This is a genomic window from uncultured Shimia sp. (genome assembly GCF_947498095.1).
GTDB lineage: Bacteria > Pseudomonadota > Alphaproteobacteria > Rhodobacterales > Rhodobacteraceae > Shimia.
This window is the reverse complement of the sequence record NZ_CANMJE010000004.1, coordinates 176,045-195,532: the sequence shown is the minus strand read 5'-3', so window position 1 is coordinate 195,532 and position 19,488 is coordinate 176,045. Positions and strand designations below refer to the sequence as shown.

The 19,488-nt window shown below is 54.3% G+C and carries 22 protein-coding genes and 1 tRNA gene; 17 read left to right on the top strand and 6 right to left on the bottom strand.

Features of this window, described 5'->3' with window-relative positions:
* Window positions 1-321 carry a hypothetical protein gene (locus Q0932_RS09795; RefSeq protein WP_299351850.1) on the bottom strand — a complete coding sequence of 107 codons (321 nt, stop codon included), beginning with the start codon at window positions 319-321 and terminating at the stop codon, window positions 1-3.
* 130 nt (window positions 322-451) lie between these two features.
* Window positions 452-1,096 (bottom strand): hypothetical protein, encoded by a 645-nt coding sequence (locus Q0932_RS09790; RefSeq protein WP_299351849.1) that lies wholly within the window; start codon window positions 1,094-1,096, stop codon window positions 452-454.
* A gap of 138 nt (window positions 1,097-1,234) precedes the next feature.
* On the opposite strand from Q0932_RS09790, the gene Q0932_RS09785 reads away from it, so the two are divergent.
* The 5 genes from Q0932_RS09785 (at window position 1,235) to Q0932_RS09765 (ending at window position 3,840) form a co-directional block, all read left to right on the top strand.
* On the top strand, window positions 1,235-1,552 hold the full coding sequence (locus tag Q0932_RS09785; RefSeq protein WP_299351847.1) for an antibiotic biosynthesis monooxygenase family protein: 318 nt from the start codon (window positions 1,235-1,237) through the stop codon (window positions 1,550-1,552).
* Between the two features lie 77 nt (window positions 1,553-1,629).
* Window positions 1,630-2,037 carry a universal stress protein gene (locus tag Q0932_RS09780; RefSeq protein WP_299351845.1) on the top strand — a complete coding sequence of 136 codons (408 nt, stop codon included), beginning with the start codon at window positions 1,630-1,632 and terminating at the stop codon, window positions 2,035-2,037.
* A gap of 20 nt (window positions 2,038-2,057) precedes the next feature.
* A complete protein-coding gene (locus tag Q0932_RS09775) occupies window positions 2,058-2,465 on the top strand; it encodes a universal stress protein (RefSeq protein WP_299351843.1) in 408 nt (135 codons plus the stop codon).
* Window positions 2,466-2,477: 12 nt separating this feature from the next.
* On the top strand, window positions 2,478-2,990 hold the full coding sequence (locus Q0932_RS09770) for a hypothetical protein (protein ID WP_299351841.1): 513 nt from the start codon (window positions 2,478-2,480) through the stop codon (window positions 2,988-2,990).
* A gap of 34 nt (window positions 2,991-3,024) precedes the next feature.
* Window positions 3,025-3,840, top strand: coding sequence for a sugar phosphate isomerase/epimerase family protein (locus Q0932_RS09765; RefSeq protein WP_299351839.1), 816 nt, complete (start codon window positions 3,025-3,027; stop codon window positions 3,838-3,840).
* Window positions 3,841-3,897: 57 nt separating this feature from the next.
* On the opposite strand, the gene Q0932_RS09760 is transcribed toward Q0932_RS09765, so the two are convergent.
* Window positions 3,898-4,326: a hypothetical protein gene (locus Q0932_RS09760; RefSeq protein ID WP_299351837.1), complete on the bottom strand. Its 429-nt coding sequence runs from the start codon at window positions 4,324-4,326 to the stop codon at window positions 3,898-3,900.
* 46 nt (window positions 4,327-4,372) lie between these two features.
* Window positions 4,373-5,350: a formate/nitrite transporter family protein gene (locus tag Q0932_RS09755; protein WP_299351835.1), complete on the bottom strand. Its 978-nt coding sequence runs from the start codon at window positions 5,348-5,350 to the stop codon at window positions 4,373-4,375.
* Between the two features lie 34 nt (window positions 5,351-5,384).
* Between Q0932_RS09755 and Q0932_RS09750 the strand changes: the two genes are divergently transcribed.
* A complete protein-coding gene (locus tag Q0932_RS09750) occupies window positions 5,385-6,188 on the top strand; it encodes a DUF3800 domain-containing protein (RefSeq protein ID WP_299351833.1) in 804 nt (267 codons plus the stop codon).
* A gap of 5 nt (window positions 6,189-6,193) precedes the next feature.
* Here Q0932_RS09750 and uvrB read toward each other — a convergent pair whose 3' ends face one another.
* Window positions 6,194-8,380 (bottom strand): excinuclease ABC subunit UvrB, encoded by a 2,187-nt coding sequence (uvrB, locus tag Q0932_RS09745; RefSeq protein WP_299351831.1) that lies wholly within the window; start codon window positions 8,378-8,380, stop codon window positions 6,194-6,196.
* A gap of 553 nt (window positions 8,381-8,933) precedes the next feature.
* On the opposite strand from uvrB, the gene Q0932_RS09740 reads away from it, so the two are divergent.
* The 7 genes from Q0932_RS09740 (at window position 8,934) to Q0932_RS09710 (ending at window position 13,414) form a co-directional block, all read left to right on the top strand.
* Window positions 8,934-9,245 (top strand): ETC complex I subunit, encoded by a 312-nt coding sequence (locus Q0932_RS09740; protein ID WP_299351829.1) that lies wholly within the window; start codon window positions 8,934-8,936, stop codon window positions 9,243-9,245.
* Window positions 9,246-9,394: 149 nt separating this feature from the next.
* Complete coding sequence (locus Q0932_RS09735) at window positions 9,395-9,877, top strand: toxin-activating lysine-acyltransferase (protein WP_299351827.1); 483 nt, start codon at window positions 9,395-9,397, stop codon at window positions 9,875-9,877.
* Window positions 9,878-9,880: 3 nt separating this feature from the next.
* Window positions 9,881-10,837: a Hint domain-containing protein gene (locus Q0932_RS09730; RefSeq protein WP_299351825.1), complete on the top strand. Its 957-nt coding sequence runs from the start codon at window positions 9,881-9,883 to the stop codon at window positions 10,835-10,837.
* A 9-nt stretch (window positions 10,838-10,846) separates the two neighbouring features.
* A tRNA-Arg gene (locus Q0932_RS09725) sits at window positions 10,847-10,923 on the top strand.
* Window positions 10,924-11,044: 121 nt separating this feature from the next.
* Window positions 11,045-11,263, top strand: a complete 219-nt coding sequence (locus Q0932_RS09720; RefSeq protein ID WP_299351823.1) for a hypothetical protein — start codon at window positions 11,045-11,047, stop codon at window positions 11,261-11,263.
* Window positions 11,264-11,669: 406 nt separating this feature from the next.
* Window positions 11,670-12,563, top strand: coding sequence for a YegS/Rv2252/BmrU family lipid kinase (locus Q0932_RS09715; protein WP_299351821.1), 894 nt, complete (start codon window positions 11,670-11,672; stop codon window positions 12,561-12,563).
* Between the two features lie 5 nt (window positions 12,564-12,568).
* On the top strand, window positions 12,569-13,414 hold the full coding sequence (locus tag Q0932_RS09710; protein ID WP_299351820.1) for a YihY/virulence factor BrkB family protein: 846 nt from the start codon (window positions 12,569-12,571) through the stop codon (window positions 13,412-13,414).
* An 82-nt stretch (window positions 13,415-13,496) separates the two neighbouring features.
* Here Q0932_RS09710 and Q0932_RS09705 read toward each other — a convergent pair whose 3' ends face one another.
* On the bottom strand, window positions 13,497-14,504 hold the full coding sequence (locus tag Q0932_RS09705; RefSeq protein ID WP_299351819.1) for an AraC family transcriptional regulator: 1,008 nt from the start codon (window positions 14,502-14,504) through the stop codon (window positions 13,497-13,499).
* Window positions 14,505-14,780: 276 nt separating this feature from the next.
* Here Q0932_RS09705 and Q0932_RS09700 point away from each other — a divergent pair, with 276 nt between their 5' ends.
* The 4 genes from Q0932_RS09700 (at window position 14,781) to Q0932_RS09685 (ending at window position 19,486) form a co-directional block, all read left to right on the top strand.
* Entirely contained in the window at window positions 14,781-16,358 is a 1,578-nt protein-coding gene (locus Q0932_RS09700; RefSeq protein WP_299351817.1) for an arylsulfatase, read from the top strand.
* Window positions 16,359-16,509: 151 nt separating this feature from the next.
* Window positions 16,510-17,019, top strand: a complete 510-nt coding sequence (locus tag Q0932_RS09695) for a DUF1269 domain-containing protein (RefSeq protein ID WP_299351815.1) — start codon at window positions 16,510-16,512, stop codon at window positions 17,017-17,019.
* A gap of 89 nt (window positions 17,020-17,108) precedes the next feature.
* Entirely contained in the window at window positions 17,109-17,705 is a 597-nt protein-coding gene (locus Q0932_RS09690) for an HdeD family acid-resistance protein (RefSeq protein WP_299351814.1), read from the top strand.
* 65 nt (window positions 17,706-17,770) lie between these two features.
* Window positions 17,771-19,486: an alkaline phosphatase family protein gene (locus Q0932_RS09685; RefSeq protein ID WP_366141401.1), complete on the top strand. Its 1,716-nt coding sequence runs from the start codon at window positions 17,771-17,773 to the stop codon at window positions 19,484-19,486.
* The last annotated feature ends 2 nt before the right edge of the window (window positions 19,487-19,488 follow it).

The following is a 19,488-nucleotide window of genomic DNA, read 5'->3' as shown; positions in this document are numbered from 1 at the left end:
TTACTTCAGATGCGAACAGGACGCGGCAAAGGTGTTCCCAAAGGCTTTGTACCGTTTCCAAAATTGCTCTTGGCTGCGCTTGTCGGATTGTCTGGTGTCCTGCGCCTTTTGCGGATCTTTGAAAAAGCTGGCTGCCAGTTTTTGATCGCGGCGCGACAGTTCCCTGTCGGCGACTTGCTGCATGCAGCGGCACAGTTTGCGGGATTTGGCCTTGCGGTCTGATTTCATACAGGCGTTGGACATCGTGCCGGCTGCGGCTGGCGCCGGAGCGATGGATACCATCAGGCCTGCCATGAGAATGGCGCAAAAAACTGTCTTCATGGATCTGCCTCGATCATGTGGCGCGACTTGGTCCCGTGTTGTCACGATGTAGTGCCGCATTCTGGTGCCTTGGTGCAAGTATGGCGTAGCTTGGCGATGATTTCAATTCACAGTGACGTGGTGTTTCGCGTCAATACTCACGCCATAGCCCCAGCTTTAGCGCCGAGCTGCTATCGCTGCGCCAAATCACCCCGCCAACCAACTGTATCTGTTCGCTGATGCGCCACGCGAGGCCGGGGGTGACGGATACAGTAATGTCGACGCCATCTGTTTTTTCAACCGTTATCTGGAGCAAAGACTTGATCCTGTTTCCGTGATTTAGCCCAAGGGTCGTTTCTAGCTTGCTGCGCCCCAATCCGGTTTCGATCAGATAGGCATATTGCGCGTCCACCATGATCCAACCGCCCTGCCAGAAATCCAATCCGCGCCCCCATGACAGGCCGGGACGGATCACCCAATCAGAGACCGTCGTACCCGTGTAAGGCCCAAGCGCAATCTCGGTCGCGATCACGTGGCCGGTGTCACTTCGAAGCAATGGAAATCGCGCAAAGGCCAGGGTGCTGGATTGCCCCCAGCTGTCGGCCCCGGCGTCGATACCAAGAGTGATGTTTGGCGTAAGACCCAGTTCATAATAGGCCAAGCCCAAGGCTTCGGCGCGATCCCCTTTAAGATCGGCCTCAACACTGAGCGACAGGAATTGCTGACCGGGCGCGCGCAACCAAGGGCCAGCGGACGCGGCGGTACAAAACAAAATAAACACGATAGCCAAGCGCATTCAAGAAAACCTCTCGTTAACTAATTGAGAGAATTCCTGAATTTTCGGTTAATTTTAACGAACAGCCGAAGTGCCGGCGCCAAAGACACTGGTCAGTCCGCAAGGGGCTGGTCTAAGCTCAATGCAAAGGAGGACGCCATGCCAACGATTTCCAAGGATGCCACCCTACAGACCGTCATTACGACATTTGAGATGACCCCGGGCACGTGCCAGGATCTTTTGGATGCCCTGACATCCGCCTATGAAGACTTTATTTCCAAACAGCCGGGGTTCATCGCTGCCGGGCTGCATGTCAACGACGCGCAAACGCGCATTGCCAACTACTCGCAATGGGAGCGGCGCGAAGACTTTCAGGCAATGCTACGCACCCCTGAGATGCGCGAACGCAACCGCAATATCAATCAACTCTGCCGCAGCTTTGAACCTGTGATGTATGATGTGGCCGCTGCATTTTGACCGATCCGGTCTGACTTGAATCAAGGTTCTGTGTTGCTACCTCTCATAAGGTGAGGTTGTGAAACAGGAGGATCGATATGTACGACCATGTCCTTGTACCCGTGTCTTTTGATGATGACCGAAATGCCACGCAATCCCTGGAAATTGCGCGCAAAATGGTGTCGGCCTCCGGGCGGATTACCCTGCTTCATGTCATGGAGCAAATCCCATCTTACGCGGTGAATTACGTCCCCGAAGGGTTCCATGACAATGCCAAGGTGGCCATCGCCGCGTCGATGGATGCTATGGCAGGCGACATTGGCAATGCCGAAAGCGTGGTTGTTGAAGGTCATTCCGGGCGCACGATTCTGGATTGGGCCGAAGAGAATGGCCCGGATCTGATCGTGATCGCTTCGCACCGCCCCGGTTTGCAGGACTATTTTCTGGGCAGCACTGCTTCGCAGGTCGTCAGACACGCGCAGTGCTCGGTCCATGTATTGCGCTGATGCGCGAAAGGAGAACTCTCATGTATAAGAATATTCTGATCCCAGTTGCGTCGGACCATGACCCCGAGACCGAGCGCGCGTTAGATGTTGCGCGCCGGCTGGCCAGCGATGGAGCAACACTCACAGCTCTTACCGTGGTTGAAATGATCCCGGAATACATCGCAACACAACTGCCAGAGGGCCAGATTGAAAAGAATATGAAGTCCATCGAGGGCGGACTACATTCTGCCTTGGACGCGGCAGGTGACATCAAAGTTGAGGTTGTTTCGGGCCATTCTGGTCGGACGATCCTTGACTGGGCCGAGGAACACGGTGTTGACTGCATCGTAATGGCTTCGCACCGTCCTGATCTCAGCAACTATTTTCTGGGATCAACTGCAAGTCGCGTTGTGCGCCACGCGCAGTGTGCGGTGCATGTTCTGAGGTAAGGAGCGTATCACTTGGTCAAAACCAGGAACGTGTTAAGCGGGGCCGTGTTTGCGGCCCTTGCCGCCTTTGGCGGTGCCGGCAACGCCCAAGACGGGGATGGGATGGGGTTATCTGACACCCAAACCAACCGCGTGCTTTCGCAGATGGCGCCCGGTCTTGAGACCTGTGCGGGAGTCGAAATTGCCTATCGACCGGATTGTTTTCAGCAGGTTTATCGCAGCGGCGCACGGTTGCTCAGCAACAACGCGGGCTACTGGGAAGCAGAAGTGGCTTTGACCCGGGTGGGTCGCAATCTCTACAACTTTGTACGGGCCAACGGCGACAGCAGTGCGGACCGGATCAGAGAGGGCGGGTTTCGCCTTAAGGCAGTCACCGCAAGCAGCCTGCCAGAGGCGGGCGCGCTTTATCGGGACAATGCGGCCAAGGCTGAGGACATTTTGCGCTCCGGGTCCGCCGCGGAAACCAAGTACTTTGAGCCGATCGCCGAACTGGTAGGCAAGTACAAAGACGCCATACCGCAATAACGCTAGGGCTCTGAGCAAAACACTGGGAGGTGGCATGAGCGATTTACCCGTTGTCGGCGCGCAGCTAACAGTCCTCGATCTGGATCGTTACCGCGACTGGCTGTTTGAGAAAAACCGCGATCTCGAACTGCCCGAGTTCTGCATGGCGGACATTTTGCGCAGCCCGGATGTGTTCATTGACATGGCCCGCGAGAAACTGGACGGCTGGGACGGTCGTTTGGGCATTCACGGGCCGTTCTCCGGGTTCGACCTGCATAGCGGGGATCGCGACATTCAGGCCGTCATCCAGACCCGCATGGATCAGGCACTGGACGTTTGCGACAAGCTGGGCGCGGTGCAAATGGTGATCCATTCGCCCTATGATCCATGGGATCGTGACAATCTGGATCTGCGTCCTAAGACCCGTGAAAACCGCGCGGCGGCAATTGTTAAAAACCTGAAACCCGCGCTAAGGCGTGCGGAAGATCAGGGTGTGACGCTGGTTCTGGAGAACATCAAAGATTGCGAGCCACGTGACCGCATGATGGTGGTCGAGGCCGCCGACAGCCCGGCCTTGCGTCTGTCGGTGGATACCGGTCATGCCCATTGGGCACACACGATGTGCGGTGCACCTCCCGCGGATCGCTTTATTGGTCTGGCAGGGGACAAGCTGGGGCATGTGCACCTGCAAGACACTGATGGTTATGCGGATCGCCACTGGCATCTGGGCGCGGGCAATATCCCGTGGCACGGGGTGATGGAGGCGATCAAGGACACCAAGGCCAACCCGCATCTGATTGTCGAGATCAACGATTTTGACCGGTTGATTGAGAGCGTGAGCTACCTCGAAAGCCTTGGGCTGGCACAATAGCCGACACCGCGATGTTGATCGTCCGGATGTCACGCGACATGAGCCTGCGTGGACGCCTTAAGACACCGCCGGGGCTGCACAGTCGCGAAACTTCTGCACCTCGGGCGCGGCCCCGTTCAGGGGGAAGCTGACCCGCTGATCCTGCGTAAAGGCCAGCGCAGTTGTGTTGAAAAACAAGCCGTTCAGCACATTGCCAAAACCGCTGTTGGCGACGTTCAGCGTTTTGTTGTCATCCGAGAGCCTATGATACTGCGTCGAGATGGTGATCTCCTGCCCTCCCTCAAAGCGCATGGCGAACCACTGCGCGGGAGTCCACGCTGTGTCCTTGCGGGTGATCGCGAGGGTATAGAGCGGTTTCGCAGGATCAAAGGTCAGAAAGATATGCGCGGCCTCTGTGTCGTGCGAAAGCGTGCAAATCTCGCCTACGGTGGCCTCCCACGCATGGGCAGGGGCGGCGAGAGTGAGGGCGAAGAGGAGCGTGCGCATGAAGGGGAGGATAGGGCGGTGAGCGCGATTGGCAAAGGCCGGCTTGCTAGCCGCGCAGATAGGCAAAGCGATATGACAGCGCGACGCCGCCAGCCCCCCCGATGATATTGCCCAATGTGACCCAGAACAGGTTGCCGACAATGGCGCACGCAGTGACATCCGACCCAGCCGCGATGCCTTGGGGGAAGAGATACATATTGGCGATGGAGTGTTCGAGGCCAAGCATCACAAAGCCCGATATGGGAAATAGAATGGCGAGGATCTTACCGGCCGCTGTTCGGGCGGCAAAGGTCAGCCAGACCGCGAGACAGACCAGCGCGTTGCACAGCGCACCGCGCACCAACGCCTCAATCGGTGTCAAGGTTGCCTTGCCATCGGCAATGGCCCGTGCGGTAGCGCCCATCGGCCCGTCCAGTATCCCGGTCATGCCAAAGGCAACGGCCAGCCCGACCGCACCGATCAGGTTGCCCACAAACACGATGCCCCAATTCCTGAAGAGTGCGGCGCGCGTGATCTTGCGATCCACCGCGGCCATGACCATCAGTGCGTTGCCGGTGAACAACTCGGCCCCACCGACGACCACGAGGATCAACCCAAGTGAGAACACCACGCCACCCAAGAGGCGCGCAGGTCCAAAACCCGGATCGGCCCCGGTCATCACCATTGTGTAGGCGGCCCCGCCAAAGCCGATGAAAGCCCCGGCCAGCACAGCCAGACACAGCGTCTGCGCAAGCCCGAGTTTCGCCTTGGCCACACCTGCAGTTTCAACCAAATGCGCGATCTCGGCGGGTTTATAGGCGTCAAGCCCGGTGGGGTTGTCCTGCGTCATGCCACAAGGATGACGGATTTCGTGGCACACCGGATTGATCCGGATCAAGGTTGAATGGGTCCCCAACATCACCCCGAATGCATGATGCCCCGCATCATGCACGCGCCCGACCCGCCCCACTGGGCGGGCGTGTTCCGCACCCACCCATCGGATCGGGCGCAGTTTGGGGTTGAACCTATAGTCTTGGGTTACCATTCTGATGCTAATCAGCATCAGATTCGAGGGTCTAGTGGGTTACACGGTTCTTATTGACGAAAGTGGCGAAGCCGGGATTGCCAAAGTACGTACTGAGACGACTGGAGGTTCGTCGCCGTACTTCGTCTTGGCAGCGGTTGTTTTTCCCGAAGAAGAGCTCAAGACGGCTTTGGAAACGTTGGACTATGTAAATAAGGTTATTCCTAAGAAGAAGTGGTCACATGCGACTGACTTGAACCACGCTCAAACCGTCTTCTGGTCGCGCGAGGCCGCTAAGCTGAACTGCCGGATGTTTGCTGTCGTCTCAAATAAGGAAACTCTCGGTGACTATTCGATAATGATTAAAAACAACCCGGATAAATTCTATAATAAGTGCACAGTCTACCTTTTGGAAAAGGTTGGAAAGTACTTGATCGGGAAAGGGTTGGACCACCACATTCCAAATGTCATTTTCGAAAGACGCAATCATAAATACGACGCGCTTCGCCGATATGTAGTGTCCATCAAGGACAACCCCTTACATGAAGAGGCAAAGAACTTGAGGGTATTCAATCCATTTGCGTTTTTTGAGAAAGGAAAAGATGAAGAGCCATTGCTGAAGTTTGCGGACTTGGCCGCTCACGCGACCTACCAATGTACAAACAAGACGCGAACAAACATGAATATCCCGGAGCCACGGTATTTCACCGAACTGCACAAGCGTTTTGGCGCAGACCGTTACGGCAAAATCATTGAGAATGGACTGAAGTGTATCCATTCAATAGACGACTTAAAGTTAGACGAAGACGTAAAGGAGCAGTTGGAGACTCTTCGGGCTTTTCCGTTGCGCAGAGGCTAGCCTGCTTACCGCCCCCGCCGCTTCACATTCCCACCGCGCATGCCGCCACGCCCGGCGGTTGACCGACCACCGGCCTTCTTGGCGGCGTCGCTTGCAGCCTGAACGGCGTATTGCCGAGCCATCGGATCATCCGCGACGGCCAAGTCGACGGCTTCCAGCCGTTTGACCTCGTCCCGCAAGCGGGCGGCTTCTTCGAATTCGAGGTTCTCAGCCGCCTTGCGCATGTCGGCGCGGAGGCCGTCGAGGACCGCTTCCAAATTCGCGCCGTGCAGGGGTTTGTCGACCTTGGCCGTAACGCGGTTCATGTCGGTGTCGCCCTGATAGAGCCCGGCCAGAACGTCCTCGACGTTCTTTTTCACCGTTTCCGGGGTGATGCCATGTTTTTCATTATAGGCAATCTGGCGGGCGCGGCGGCGGTCGGTCTCATTCAATGCGCGCTCCATCGACCCTGTGATGCGGTCGGCGTACATGATGACGCGACCCTCGGCGTTGCGCGCCGCACGGCCGATAGTCTGGATCAGCGAGGTTTCCGAGCGCAGGAAGCCCTCTTTATCCGCGTCGAGGATGGCCACCAGCCCGCATTCAGGAATATCCAGCCCTTCGCGCAACAGGTTGATGCCGACCAGCACGTCAAACGCCCCCAGCCGTAGGTCGCGCAGGATCTCAATCCGTTCCAACGTGTCGATGTCCGAGTGCATGTAACGCACGCGAATGCCCTGTTCGTGCAGGTATTCGGTCAGATCTTCGGCCATGCGTTTGGTCAGCGTGGTGACAAGCGTGCGGAAGCCATCAGCGGCGACCTTGCGAACCTCGTCCAAGAGGTCATCAACCTGCATCTCAACCGGTCGGATTTCGACCTGCGGATCAAGCAGACCCGTGGGGCGGATCACCTGTTCGGTGAAAACACCGCCGGCCTGCTCCATCTCCCATTTGGCAGGGGTGGCGCTGACAAAGACCGACTGCGGGCGCATGGCGTCCCATTCCTCAAACTTCAGCGGGCGGTTGTCCATGCAAGACGGCAGGCGGAACCCGTGTTCGGCCAGCGTGAATTTGCGCCGGTGGTCGCCTTTGTACATTCCGCCGATCTGAGGCACTGAAACGTGGCACTCATCCGCAAACACAATCGCGTTGTCGGGGATGAATTCAAATAGCGTTGGGGGCGGCTCACCGGGCGCGCGCCCTGTCAGATAGCGCGAATAGTTCTCGATCCCGTTGCAATGACCGGTGGCCTCGAGCATCTCGATGTCGAAGGTGCAGCGCTGCTCAAGGCGTTGCGCCTCTAGCAGTTTGCCTTCGTTTACAAGGATGTCGAGCCGCTGACGCAGCTCTTCCTTGATCGAGATGACGGCCTGGTTGAGCGTCGGCTTGGGCGTCACGTAGTGAGAGTTGGCGTAGACGCGGATTTTCTCCATCGTGCCGGTGCGCTCGCCGGTCAGGGGATCAAACTCGGTAATGCTCTCCAGTTCTTCGCCAAAAAACGACAGTTTCCAGGCGCGATCTTCAAGGTGGGCTGGAAAGATTTCCAAACTGTCACCGCGCACCCGGAACGACCCGCGCTGAAACGCCTGATCGTTGCGGCGATACTGTTGCGAGACCAATTCGGCCATCACCGCGCGCTGATCGTATTCTTTGCCGACGACCAGATCCTGTGTCATGGCCGAGTAAGTTTCAACCGATCCGATGCCATAGATGCAAGAGACCGAAGCCACGATGATGACGTCATCGCGTTCCAACAATGCCCGCGTGGCCGAGTGGCGCATGCGATCGATCTGTTCGTTGATCTGGCTTTCTTTCTCGATATAGGTGTCGCTGCGCGCGACATAGGCCTCGGGCTGGTAGTAGTCGTAGAAGCTGACAAAATATTCCACGGCATTGTCGGGAAAGAACCCTTTCATCTCACCATAAAGCTGCGCCGCAAGCGTCTTGTTGGGCGCGAGGATGATGGCAGGGCGCTGAGTCTCTTCGATCACCTTGGCCATGGTAAAGGTCTTGCCCGTCCCCGTGGCGCCCAAAAGCACCTGATTGCGCTCGCCTTCAGTGATCGCCTCAGAGAGTTCCCGGATGGCGGTGGGTTGATCGCCTGCGGGTTCAAACTCGGTGGCCATAACAAATTGCTTGCCACCTTCCAGCTTGGGACGTGCCGGGATGGGTTGCGTCATTGGCAGTGACGAGTCGGTGTGGACATGGGGCATTACGGGGATTCCTTGATCTTCCCTAGATTTGATCTCTTTTTGTTCTGGTTCAAGCCCTGTTTCCAAGGTCTGCTGTCATTAATTGTCAGGAGGGCCTCAATTCGTCTTTATGGCCAGAAAATGCGATCGGGTTTGTGTCAATTGACTGTCCGAAACTGCCGCGATTTCGAATCTCCTTGACCCTAGGTCACTCAGTGGGGCGAATAAGCGGCGCTGCAGCTGCCAAAATCGGTGGTTTTGTCCCTTGGATTTCGTGAAATTGGTCAAACTATCTGGCCGGTCCGGTAAGAATTGCAAAGAAATCGCACCAAAGATGAAATAAATTGACTTGCCCGCTTGCTATCGAAATTGCTGGCTCGGTATGGTCAAGGGGCAAGCAGCAGACTTGGCGACGGGCTGGGCCGCATTCACACCCCTCGCTCCCCGTGGTTTGATCTGTCGTCAAGGCTGCTTGCGGCACTTTTGCCCACGCAAATTGCCGAAAACCTCACAATCCAGACTTGCCCGCCCGGCTTGAATCCCGGATAAGGTTCTCAGACCCTAGGAGATTGCAATGATCGCCCGTATTTATCAGCCCGCTCGCAACGCCATGACGTCTGGTCAGGCAAAAACTAGGAACTGGGTTCTGGAGTTCGCCCCTGCCGAGGCACGCGAAGTGGATCCGTTGATGGGATGGACAGGCTCGGGCGACACGCAAAGCCAGATTAAGATGCGCTTTACAAGCAAAGAGGCCGCGTTGGACTATGCCAAAGAAAATGGCATCGACGCTCAGGTTGTTGATCCCAACAAGCGCAAGCCCAACATTCGTGCCGGTGGCTATGGTGAAAACTTTGCTACGAACCGCAAAGGTCCGTGGACGCATTAAACCGGCCTGATAGCCGACCTGATGGACCTGCCCTGGCGGGTCTTTTGTCTTTTTGACATGTGATTCGCACTGCACTATCTTGTTCGCAAGACCCCACCAAAAAAACGGGGCAGGCAGGTACATTGAGCATGTCAGCGAAGGCGACGCAAATGCAAGGCGTCGGACCGACAGAGTCCGACTTGCTTTCCATTGGAAGGCTGCAATTCCTTGCGGGCTATTGTCCGCTGCATCGACAGCTACCTGCCTTTGCCCTCGCACGCATCTTTCACCCGGCAATCAATAGCGGTTGTGTTCGCTTCTTTGAAAATGAGCATGGCAAGACGGCTGCGGCGTTGATTTGGGCGCGCCTGTCTGACGACGTCAGCGAGCGTATGCTCTACGAGCGTATCCCGCCAACCGAAGCAGATTGGGTCAGTGGAAAAAACCTCTGGTTTCTGGATCTGCTGGCGCCTTTTGGCCATGGCAGGGTGGTTGCCCGGAACATTGCCCGCAATCCGCCGCCAGAACCCTTTCAGTTTGCCCGCATAGATGCATCCGGACGTGTGCGCCGCGTGGTCAGGGGGGATGCTCGCAAACCCCGGGGGCAGCGCTTGGACGTGTGGTCAGACCTTTCTGGCAAGGCGGAGGGCTAGGCGATGGGTTTTCCTCTCCCAGACTCTGGTGAAGTTACGGAAGACTCCGGCGTTGTTGGCGGTCTGATCTCCACCAGCGGTGACGTGGACTATTTCCTGACTGACGATACCGGCCAGTGGACAGCGGAAACAATTTCCGGGGCCTATGGCAGTACACTTGTTATTGATGACGATGGTGTGTGGACCTATTCCGCGACCAATGACCATCCCTCGATTGCCGAGTTGGACGATGGCGAGACGCTGACCGAAGTTTTTACAGTCACTTCGAACAATGGCACGACAACGATCACGATTACGATCAACGGTGCAACAGATCCGCCCTGCTTTGTTGTTGGCACGCTCATCGATACACCTCATGGGCCGCGACCGGTCGAGAGCCTGATTGCCGGGGATCTAGTGTTAACACGAGATGGTGGCGCGCAAGCCATCCGCTGGGTTGGACGAACCGAAGTGGCGCTGCACAACCCCGAGACCGCACAAAAGTTTCAACCCATCCGGATTGCTGCCGGGGCGTTTGGGCCTGGTGTTCCAGACCGCGATATTTTGGTCAGCCCGATGCATCGTATCCTGATAGAACACAGGGATGCGGAACTGTTGTTTGGCGAGCCTGAAGTGTTGTGTTCTGCCAATGCTTTGATCAATGATTTCTCAATTCGACGCGAGGCGGTTGATCGTGTGGGTTACATCCACCTCTTGTTCGACACGCATCAGGTTGTCACCTCAAGCGGTTGCGCCAGCGAGAGTTTCTATCCCGGCACGGTCGGAATGGATGGGCTGGACATAGCGCAGCGCGAAGAGCTCTTTACTCTCTTTCCCGACCTCAGCACCTTGCCTCAGAGCTACGGACGCACCGCCCGCGCCGTTTTGCGAGGCTTTGAGGCGCGCGTCATGCGAGACCGATTGTTGCCCGAACCGGATGCAGAAAGCATCTGGGCAAAGCGGAATTCTTCGATTAGGTAACCGACAAGCGGTCCCGTAGCTCAACTGGATAGAGCACCTGACTTCTAATCAGGGGGTTGAGGGTTCGAGTCCTTCCGGGATCGCCAATTTCCTGAGTTTTTCTGCTGCCAATGGGGCACAAGCGTGCAAATTTCCCATGTTTCGTGCAAATCGGCGTCAATGATTTTTTCAGGTTTTTGGGCTTTGACGACACGTGTGGTCTGCAAGATGGGGACACCGACACACAGCCATATTCCTGCAATTCTGCGCTCGATGCATGCGGCCTATGCAGAAGAACGAGGTGTAGATCAATGGATGATCCCGCTTACGATGGAGGCTTATGAAGTGCTGGCTGTTGATTTCTCACGGTGTGCCAGCTTGCGCCGATCAAGAGAGTTGATCCGGATTCTGGTTGATTTTGGGCAGAGTGAAATTGACCACTCCTAGGATGGGTTGGTGTTTTGGCAATTTGTTAACTCGAACTTGAGCTCATCCAGTTGTTTTAAAAGGTTGATAGCTTAACTCTGGTAGCGAGTTAGTGTGCAGCGCGGATAGGAAGAAAAAAGGCGTCTACCGCTGAAATACCTTTCGATGGCGGCTTGGTTTACGTCAGCACCATGTTTGTGAAGTATTGTAATTTGGTCAGAAGTTGTTTGTGGCTCGTCGTGTCCACTGGGGATCGAGGCATAAGACAGGCAATTTTTTCGCGCTTGTTTTCTACTGCGATTTCTAATCTTGAGCCTAGTGTTAAACCATTGTCCTCCGTGTTGGTTCGCCGGATTTCCATTTGACACTCTGCCCAAATAGAGAGCACCCTGACTATTTTCCAACTAATGAAATCTGTGGGTTACTAATGAGCAAGAAAACAATTCTTCTTTTGAATAGAAAATCCGCAGCCCGCCCGGAAGTGCGCGAAGTCCTGAAGTCCATTCAAAAAGATCTGGATATCGATGTTTGGGTGCCATGGTCGCGCAAGCAACTCCGCAAGATAATGCGCCGCTCGATAAAGAGCGGAACGAAACGCGTGATCGCAGCCGGTGGTGATGGCACGTTAAACAAAGTCACAAATGCATTGCTTTCTTGTTCTGCTGGCGTCGAAGTCTCGCTGGGATTGGTGCCGCTCGGAACAGCCAATGATTTTGCGCGAGCTTATGGTGATTTTGGGCGCGACCTGGGCCATTCAATCCGGGTAGCCGCCACAGGACAAGCCAACCCCATTGATGTGGGCAGGATCAACGGCACGCATTTTGTGAATGTCGCCAGCGGCGGGTTCGGTGCCATGATAACGGCGACAACGCCGCAAGAAGTAAAACGCAGATTGGGAGGCTTGGCCTATACGCTCTCTGGGCTGGCGCGGATCTCCGAATTGCAACCTGCACAAGCGTCAATCAGTATCGATGGAGGGCCAGCTGTTCCAACGGCCGTCACCGCCTTGGTCATTGCAAACAGCCGCTACGCCGGTGGTGGATTTGATGTGGCTCCAGCGGCGTCTGTTTCAGACGGCTTGTTAGACCTTGGCCTACTTTCGACAGAAAGCCTGCAAACCGTTTCAACTGGGTTTGCGGGATTGCTGGAGAGTAAGGATCCCGCTTCGACAATCGTAAACAGGTCGCAGGTAAAATCCGTGGTTCTGAAAACCGAGAAGCCGTTCCATCTGAACCTCGACGGAGAGCCTATGGTTGAAACAAAATTCGAAATAGATGTTTTGCCAGGACGCCTGTTGTTTGTTGCGCCTGCTCCAAACTAACGCAAATGAGTTTTAGGCCCATTTTACAAGCCCTCTGGGCGGCCTTGGTACGGTTTGACGGAAACCATGGCTGGAGCAAAAGCAGTCATATTGCCATGTCCATGATGCTGGCATTGTTTCCCTTTACGGTATTTGCATTGTCCTTGACCCAAGCCGTGTCGTCCGAATTCTCAAGCTTGGATGTCGTCGAATTCATCTATGGAACTTGGCCGGATAGTATAGCGGAGCCCATCGTTATCGAAGTGAAGGCTGTTTTGCGAGACAGCGGTGTTAAGGCAATGACCGTTGGGGGCCTCTTAGCGGTATTTTTTGCCTCAAATGGTGTGGATGCAATCCGGCAAGCATTGACCGATGCCTATCGCGAAAATGATCCCCGGCCGCTTTGGAAGTCGCGAGTGCTATGTGTTGTGTTTGTCCTGTGTGGATCTGCAATTCTGACAGTTGCCGCCCTTTTGACCTTTGCTGTCCCGCTGTTTTTTGACTTGTTGAAAACGAGTGATGAAACGCATATCGCGACATGGTACGGCCACGAAACCCTACGGCTCGGGGTTTCATTTGTGCTGCTAATTTTTTCGGTGTTTGCGTGCCACCTTTGGTTGCCCGGCACCCATCATACTTTGAAACAAGTCGCTCCAGGTGTGGTTTTGACGGTGGTACTTTGGATAGCCTCAGGACGTATTTTTGCTCTCTACGTCACAAGCTTTTCTTCTTATAGCGTGACCTATGCTGGATTGGCCGGCGTCATGGCGGCCCTGGTGTTTTTGTATTTGATGGCCACAATATTTGTTATCGGAGCTGAGGTTAACGGACGCCTCATTGCATTCGGTGGTGATGAGATCGACGACGCGTAGAATCCTTCGGAAGTATCCTATCACCTAGAACCCGTGCGAAGTAATCGATAGCTAAGAATGCGAAGCCTTCTTACCCACTTGCCTAATTGGCGCTTTGCGGTTCCTGCGTTTTTAGGAATATGGATGGAGACATGCCCTCCCATCCAGAGAAAGCTTCGGAAAAACTCTGCCGATGGTCAAAGCCGAGTGCTTCGGATGTTTCTTCGATACTTCTCCCGGCCAAAAGAAGGCGCTTGGACATGATGTGGCGTTCGGCCTGCACGATTTCACGAAATGAGGTCCCTTCAGATTTTAGGCGATTTTGCAGGGTCCTTTCGTGCACTTGCAATGCCTGAGACGTGTTGACCAGTGTCCAAGGGGCGACGCCAAAAGACGCGCGAACAAGACCACCGACAACGTCCTTCAAAAGTGGTTTGTTCTCAACCTTTATGGATCTATCATTCAAGTACCGCGACAACACCTCAGCACCCAGACTATCCGTTCCTGTCATCTTCGATTTCAGCAGTCGTTCGTCGAAAGAAATGTAGCCTTGTTTTGAGTTTCGAACCTGTTTGATAGGGCTTTCAGGCGGAAAATGAGACGTTGAACCATTTGGGTATGCGATCAAAATGTCAGGGTCGAACCGAAGGTGGCTTAGGCAAATCACGTTGGCCAATAGGCCCATTGTGTACTGAACGTCATGAATGCCTTGGCGTTCGTTAAATGGGTTGAAATACCAAATATGACAGCGCTTGTTGTAAACCCTGATCACCAGCTCTGAGTCACTCTGATAGTACAACAGTGCCGATCTTGCGATCTGCAACGCATCCCACAAGGTTTCGGCAGAGATGATGGCACGACCAAAAAAGCCCAACTCCTCTACTTTTTGAACAAAGCCGGCCCATACAAAGAAATCCTCGTCCCCCGCCAGCCGGGTTATTGACCGCATGCCTTTCAGATAGGTTGAAACATCAACAATCTGTTCGGGGTCTGTCGGCAACTGAAGAGATTGAAGAGTCGTTTGGGATTTTCGAACGCTATCGGCCAGCAACAGCGCAGGCCCGTGGAAGGCACCCGCTCTGATAGTGAATTCATCGGTTTTAGTGGTCATGTATCTGGCACACACCCAGCGAAGCACGCCGGATATCCTTGCGTTTGATCCGCTGTTTTATCGTTACTCTCAAAGTGAAATTGCTACTCTTTTTAAGAGTAGCATACATATTTTTTTAAAAGATATGCCCTAAATGACTCTTTGATTCGCGTTTGCCGACATGCCGGGGTCCAACTTTCGCTAAAATTCAATTCTTCGCGGCGACTGACAGTCTGATCGCGTTGCCGTCAGTCGCGGGATTGATGTGCGGTTTTTTTGAGAATTTTGGGAGAACTCATGAAACACAGATTTAGTTTAACAAAGACAGCAAAACTGGGCGCGTTTACCGCCGCTGTCCTGTTTGTTGCGGCGCCAGTTTGGGCCCAAGACAAACCAAACATTCTGGTGATCTGGGGCGACGATATTGGGCAATCCAATATCTCTGCCTACACCCGTGGTCTGATGGGCTATGAGACGCCCAATATTGACCGGGTTGCAGACGAAGGCATGATGTTCACCGATTACTATGGTGAGCAGTCCTGTACCGCTGGCCGCTCGTCCTACATCATGGGTCAATCTGTCTATCGGACAGGTCTGTCAAAGGTCGGCCTTCCTGGGGCAGATCTGGGGATGCAGGAAGAAGACCCAACGATTGCGGGCCTTCTGAAACCTCTGGGGTATATGACTGGTCAATTCGGCAAGAACCACTTGGGTGATCAGGACCGGATGCTGCCGACGAACCACGGATTTGATGAGTTCTTTGGCAACTTGTATCACCTGAACGCCGAAGAAGAGCCGGAAAACCGGGATTATCCCGGTGATGCTGTATTGGCCGACGGGCAAACATTTCGCGAGGCGTTTGGACCGCGTGGGGTCATTAAGGCTTCGGCCGATGGAAAAATTGAAGACACGGGTCCGCTCACCAAAAAACGGATGGAGACGGTCGACGATGAAACTGTTGCTGCCGCCATCGACTTTATCAAGCGCGCCAATGAGCAAGGCAAACCCTTCTACGTGTGGTGGAACGGCACGCGCATGCACTTTCGCACGCACGTGAAAGACGAGCATTTCGGAATCTCGGGACAAGACGAGTATGGCGACGGCATGGTCGAACACGATATGCATGTCGGCCAACTATTGGATGTGCTGGACGAGTTGGGCATCGCTGACAACACCATCGTGCACTACTCAACGGACAATGGCCCCCATAAGAACACTTGGCCTGATGCCGGTTCTAACCCTTTCTACAGTGAAAAGAACACCAACTGGGAAGGTGGATGGCGCGTGCCTTCGCTCGTGCGTTGGCCTGGCAAAATCGAACCAGACTCGGTGTCTAACGAAATTATGCACCACATGGATTGGCTGCCGACATTCCTTGCTGCGGCAGGTAATCCGGACATCAAGGAACAGCTGAAAGCAGGTGGCGTTCAAGCGATTGGCCGCGAGTACAAGGTTCATCTGGACGGTTACAATTTCTTGCCCATTCTGACTGGCGAGACAAAAGACGGGCCACGCCACGAGATTTTCTATTTCGCGGATACAGGAGAACTGACGGCTCTGCGCTATGACGATTGGAAACTGATCTTCCTGGAGCAGAAAGCGGTTTCGACTCTGCGTGCATGGATCGAGCCTTGGACAGCCCTGCGCGTTCCTTTGATCACCAACCTACGACGTGACCCGTATGAGCAAGCTCATCTGACTTCTAATACTTACTACGACTGGATGATTGATCGGATCTATTTCCTGGTGCCGGCGCAGAAGTATGTGGGGCAGTTCCTGGGGACATTCCAGGAATTCCCACCACGTCAGAAACCAGCCAGCTTTTCCATCGATCAGGTCATGGAGCTGATGGAGGCAAACAACGGGAGCAAGTAACCCCGAGTTTGCAGAACTCTTAGCCATGCGCCGCGACAAGAAGATTTCGCGGCGCATGAGCCTCAGGACTGAAACACATTCACAGTTTAGCTGGCAGCGCATGCGGATTTTCATCGCTGAATTGCACTCTAGAAAATCATTAGGAGAGACCATGACTGACTTAGTCGTAATTGTTTTTGAAGGCCGTCACACGGCCGACGAAGCACTGCTTCGCTTGCAGAAAATGAGCATGGATTGGGAAGTTGATCTGGACGAGGCCGTCGTGATGACCCGTGACAAAAACGGTGTCGTACGAACGCGCAACTCTGACACGCTGACTGCGGCAGGGTTCCTTGGAGGGACTTCCATTGGCGCGCTGACCGGAACATTGATTGGCGCCATGGCTGGTAACCCGGCGGCTGGTTTTGTTGCTGGATCGGCTCTTGGAGCGGGGTCCGGAACCTTGGCTGGAATGTTGGATCAGGCCGACGAAGAAGACGCCCTGGCGGCGCGTGTGGGGTCAAAAATGGGCCCCGACTCTTCGGCATTGGCCGTGATTGGATGGTCGAGTCGCCCTACGAAATTGTTAAACGAACTGGAAGGAATGAAGGGCGAAGTTATCGAGACGTCTTTGTCTGTCAGCGATGAAAAAGAGCTTCGTGCAGCCTTGGCCGGAGGTTAATCAAGTCGATTTCTTTTCCGGTAGTCAAAAAATTTTTGGGCGCCGGAAAAGGTCTGAACCTCGAGTCGAGTTTCTGCGGGTGGAGCTTCTTGGCGAACACCAAACCAAATTTCCAAAAGAGAGAGAAGCAAATGGGAAACACTACTAGCAAAGTTCAAAACAACTGGGGCTGGTTTTTGGCGCTCGGGATTTTGATGATAATCGGCGGTAGCACTGCGTTTTTTGCGCCGTTCATGGTGTCTTTGGTCGTTGAAGTGATTGTTGGTGTGTTTTTTGTAGTTGCCGGTATCACAATGCTGGTTCAGGTTTTTACGACAGACGATGGCTGGGACGCTCGGATCACTTATTTGATCCTTGGGGTTTTCAACACTTTCGCCGGCCTCATGCTTCTTTTCCGCCCGCTTGAGGGGCTGATGGCACTGACCTTAGTGATGATCACGGCATTTTTTGTGAATGGATTACTCCGGATCGCGGTGGGCGTAATGGCCAGACCGGAAGCTGGCTCTGGTTGGGTGATTTTTGGTGGCGCAATCTCGGTGCTCGCCTCGATCTACCTAGTCACAGTTTACCCGGAAGTAAGTGTAACTTTGTTGGGAATTGTCGCAGGTGTGTCGCTTGTCAGCGAAGGCGCGGGGTACGTCCGCTTTGCATTTGGTTTGAAAAATGGCGTGTCAGTCGCTGTCTGAACAACAGCGGGCGACTGTGATCCACATAGTTCAGCCACCAATGTACTCGCTCTTGAAGGGACGAAATGATGCCCAGCTCTAGCCTTTCTCCTTCGGTGTTGAAACTTGTCTCCATTTGCCTGGGCTTCGCAATTCCATCTGTTTTAAATGCTCAGGAAAAGCCCCGACTGGTACTTCAGATAACCGTAGATCAGTTGCGGGGAGACCTAATCGACAGATACAGTGCCCACCTGGGCGATGGTGGGTTCCGATACCTTCTGGAAAATGGCGTTAACTTCACCAACACCCATCACCGCCATGCCAACACCGAAACAATTGTTGGTCACACAACACTCGCAACTGGTACGGATCCAGCCATTCATGGCATGGTCGCCAATCTTTGGTTTGATCGAAAGACAGGTGCGCCGTTTTACAACGTGCAAGATCCAGATTACCCGCTGGTTGGGGCCTCTGGAATTGACGCCGACAATGAAATTGATCCAACCCAGCGAGCTGCGACAACGGATGGGCGGTCGCCACGCAATATCATAAGTTCAACGATCTCCGATGAAATCGCCTTACATTTTGGCCCGACGCCCAAAGTGTTTGGGGTGTCAGTCAAAGATCGCGGGGCAATTGCGATGGCGGGCCACGCTGGTAAAGCGTACTGGTTCTCAAAGTCAGAAGGCCGGTTTGTTACAAGTACTTTTTACAATGACGCCTACCCAAGTTGGATCGGGGAATGGGATGCCAAGGGCCTTGTCGCGTCTTATGCCAACCGCGATTGGACGCTTTTGGGGGACGCCTCGGATTATGCCTTTGCCGACCGGGATGATCAGCCATGGGAAACAGCATTGCCGGGATTTGGCCGTACATTCCCGCACAACTGGGGCCCGGCCGACGGAAGCTACTTCACGACCTTTCTAACCCTAAGCCCCGCAGGGGATGAAATTACTGTCGACTTTGCCAAGGCCCTGTTGGACGCAGAACAGCTCGGTCAAGACGCGGTGACTGACTACCTGTCCGTCAGCTTGTCATCGACGGATTATGTTGGCCACATATTCGGCCCATCCAGCCTGGAAGCCGAAGACAACTTTGCCCATCTCGACAGGCAAATTGCCGGCCTGTTGCAATATGTAGACTCCGTTGTGGGGCTGGAACACACATTGATCGTGTTATCGGCGGATCACGGTGCTCCTGAACACCCAGACTACCTTGCAACACTGGGCATTGAGGCGGGTTTGTTCGATTTTGAACGCGTCGACACGGAACCAGGATTTGTGCGGCTGCAAATGGATTTTGGCGAGTCCAAAGAACTGGTTCAAAACTTCTCCAACCCTTACGTCTATTTGAACAAAGACCTCATTTCCGAACGCGATTTGGATCCATTGGTTGTTGAACGGGCGGTTTCTGATGAACTTCAGAAGCTCCCAGGAATTGCCTATGCCGTCAGTAGCTCGGACTTGCGAAAAGGGGCGTTTGCCAAAACCAAGATTAGCGATGCAGTCTTGGCAAACTTTAATCCAGATCGATCCGGAGACATCTATGTGGTGTTTGAACCGCATTGGTTTGTAGCTGATTTCGACGGGTTGCACGTTGCATCCGCACATGGCTCGCCGTGGACATACGACACCCATGTTCCCTTGATTATTTCCGGAAAGAATATTGCAGCCAAGACAGTCGTACGACGTGTCGAAACTGTAGATGTCGCGCCAACGATTGCGGCCATTTTAGGCACCAAGCCGCCTTCCGGCGCAGTGGGCGCTCCCCTACCTGAAGCGATGCCAAGGATAAAGGACTGACC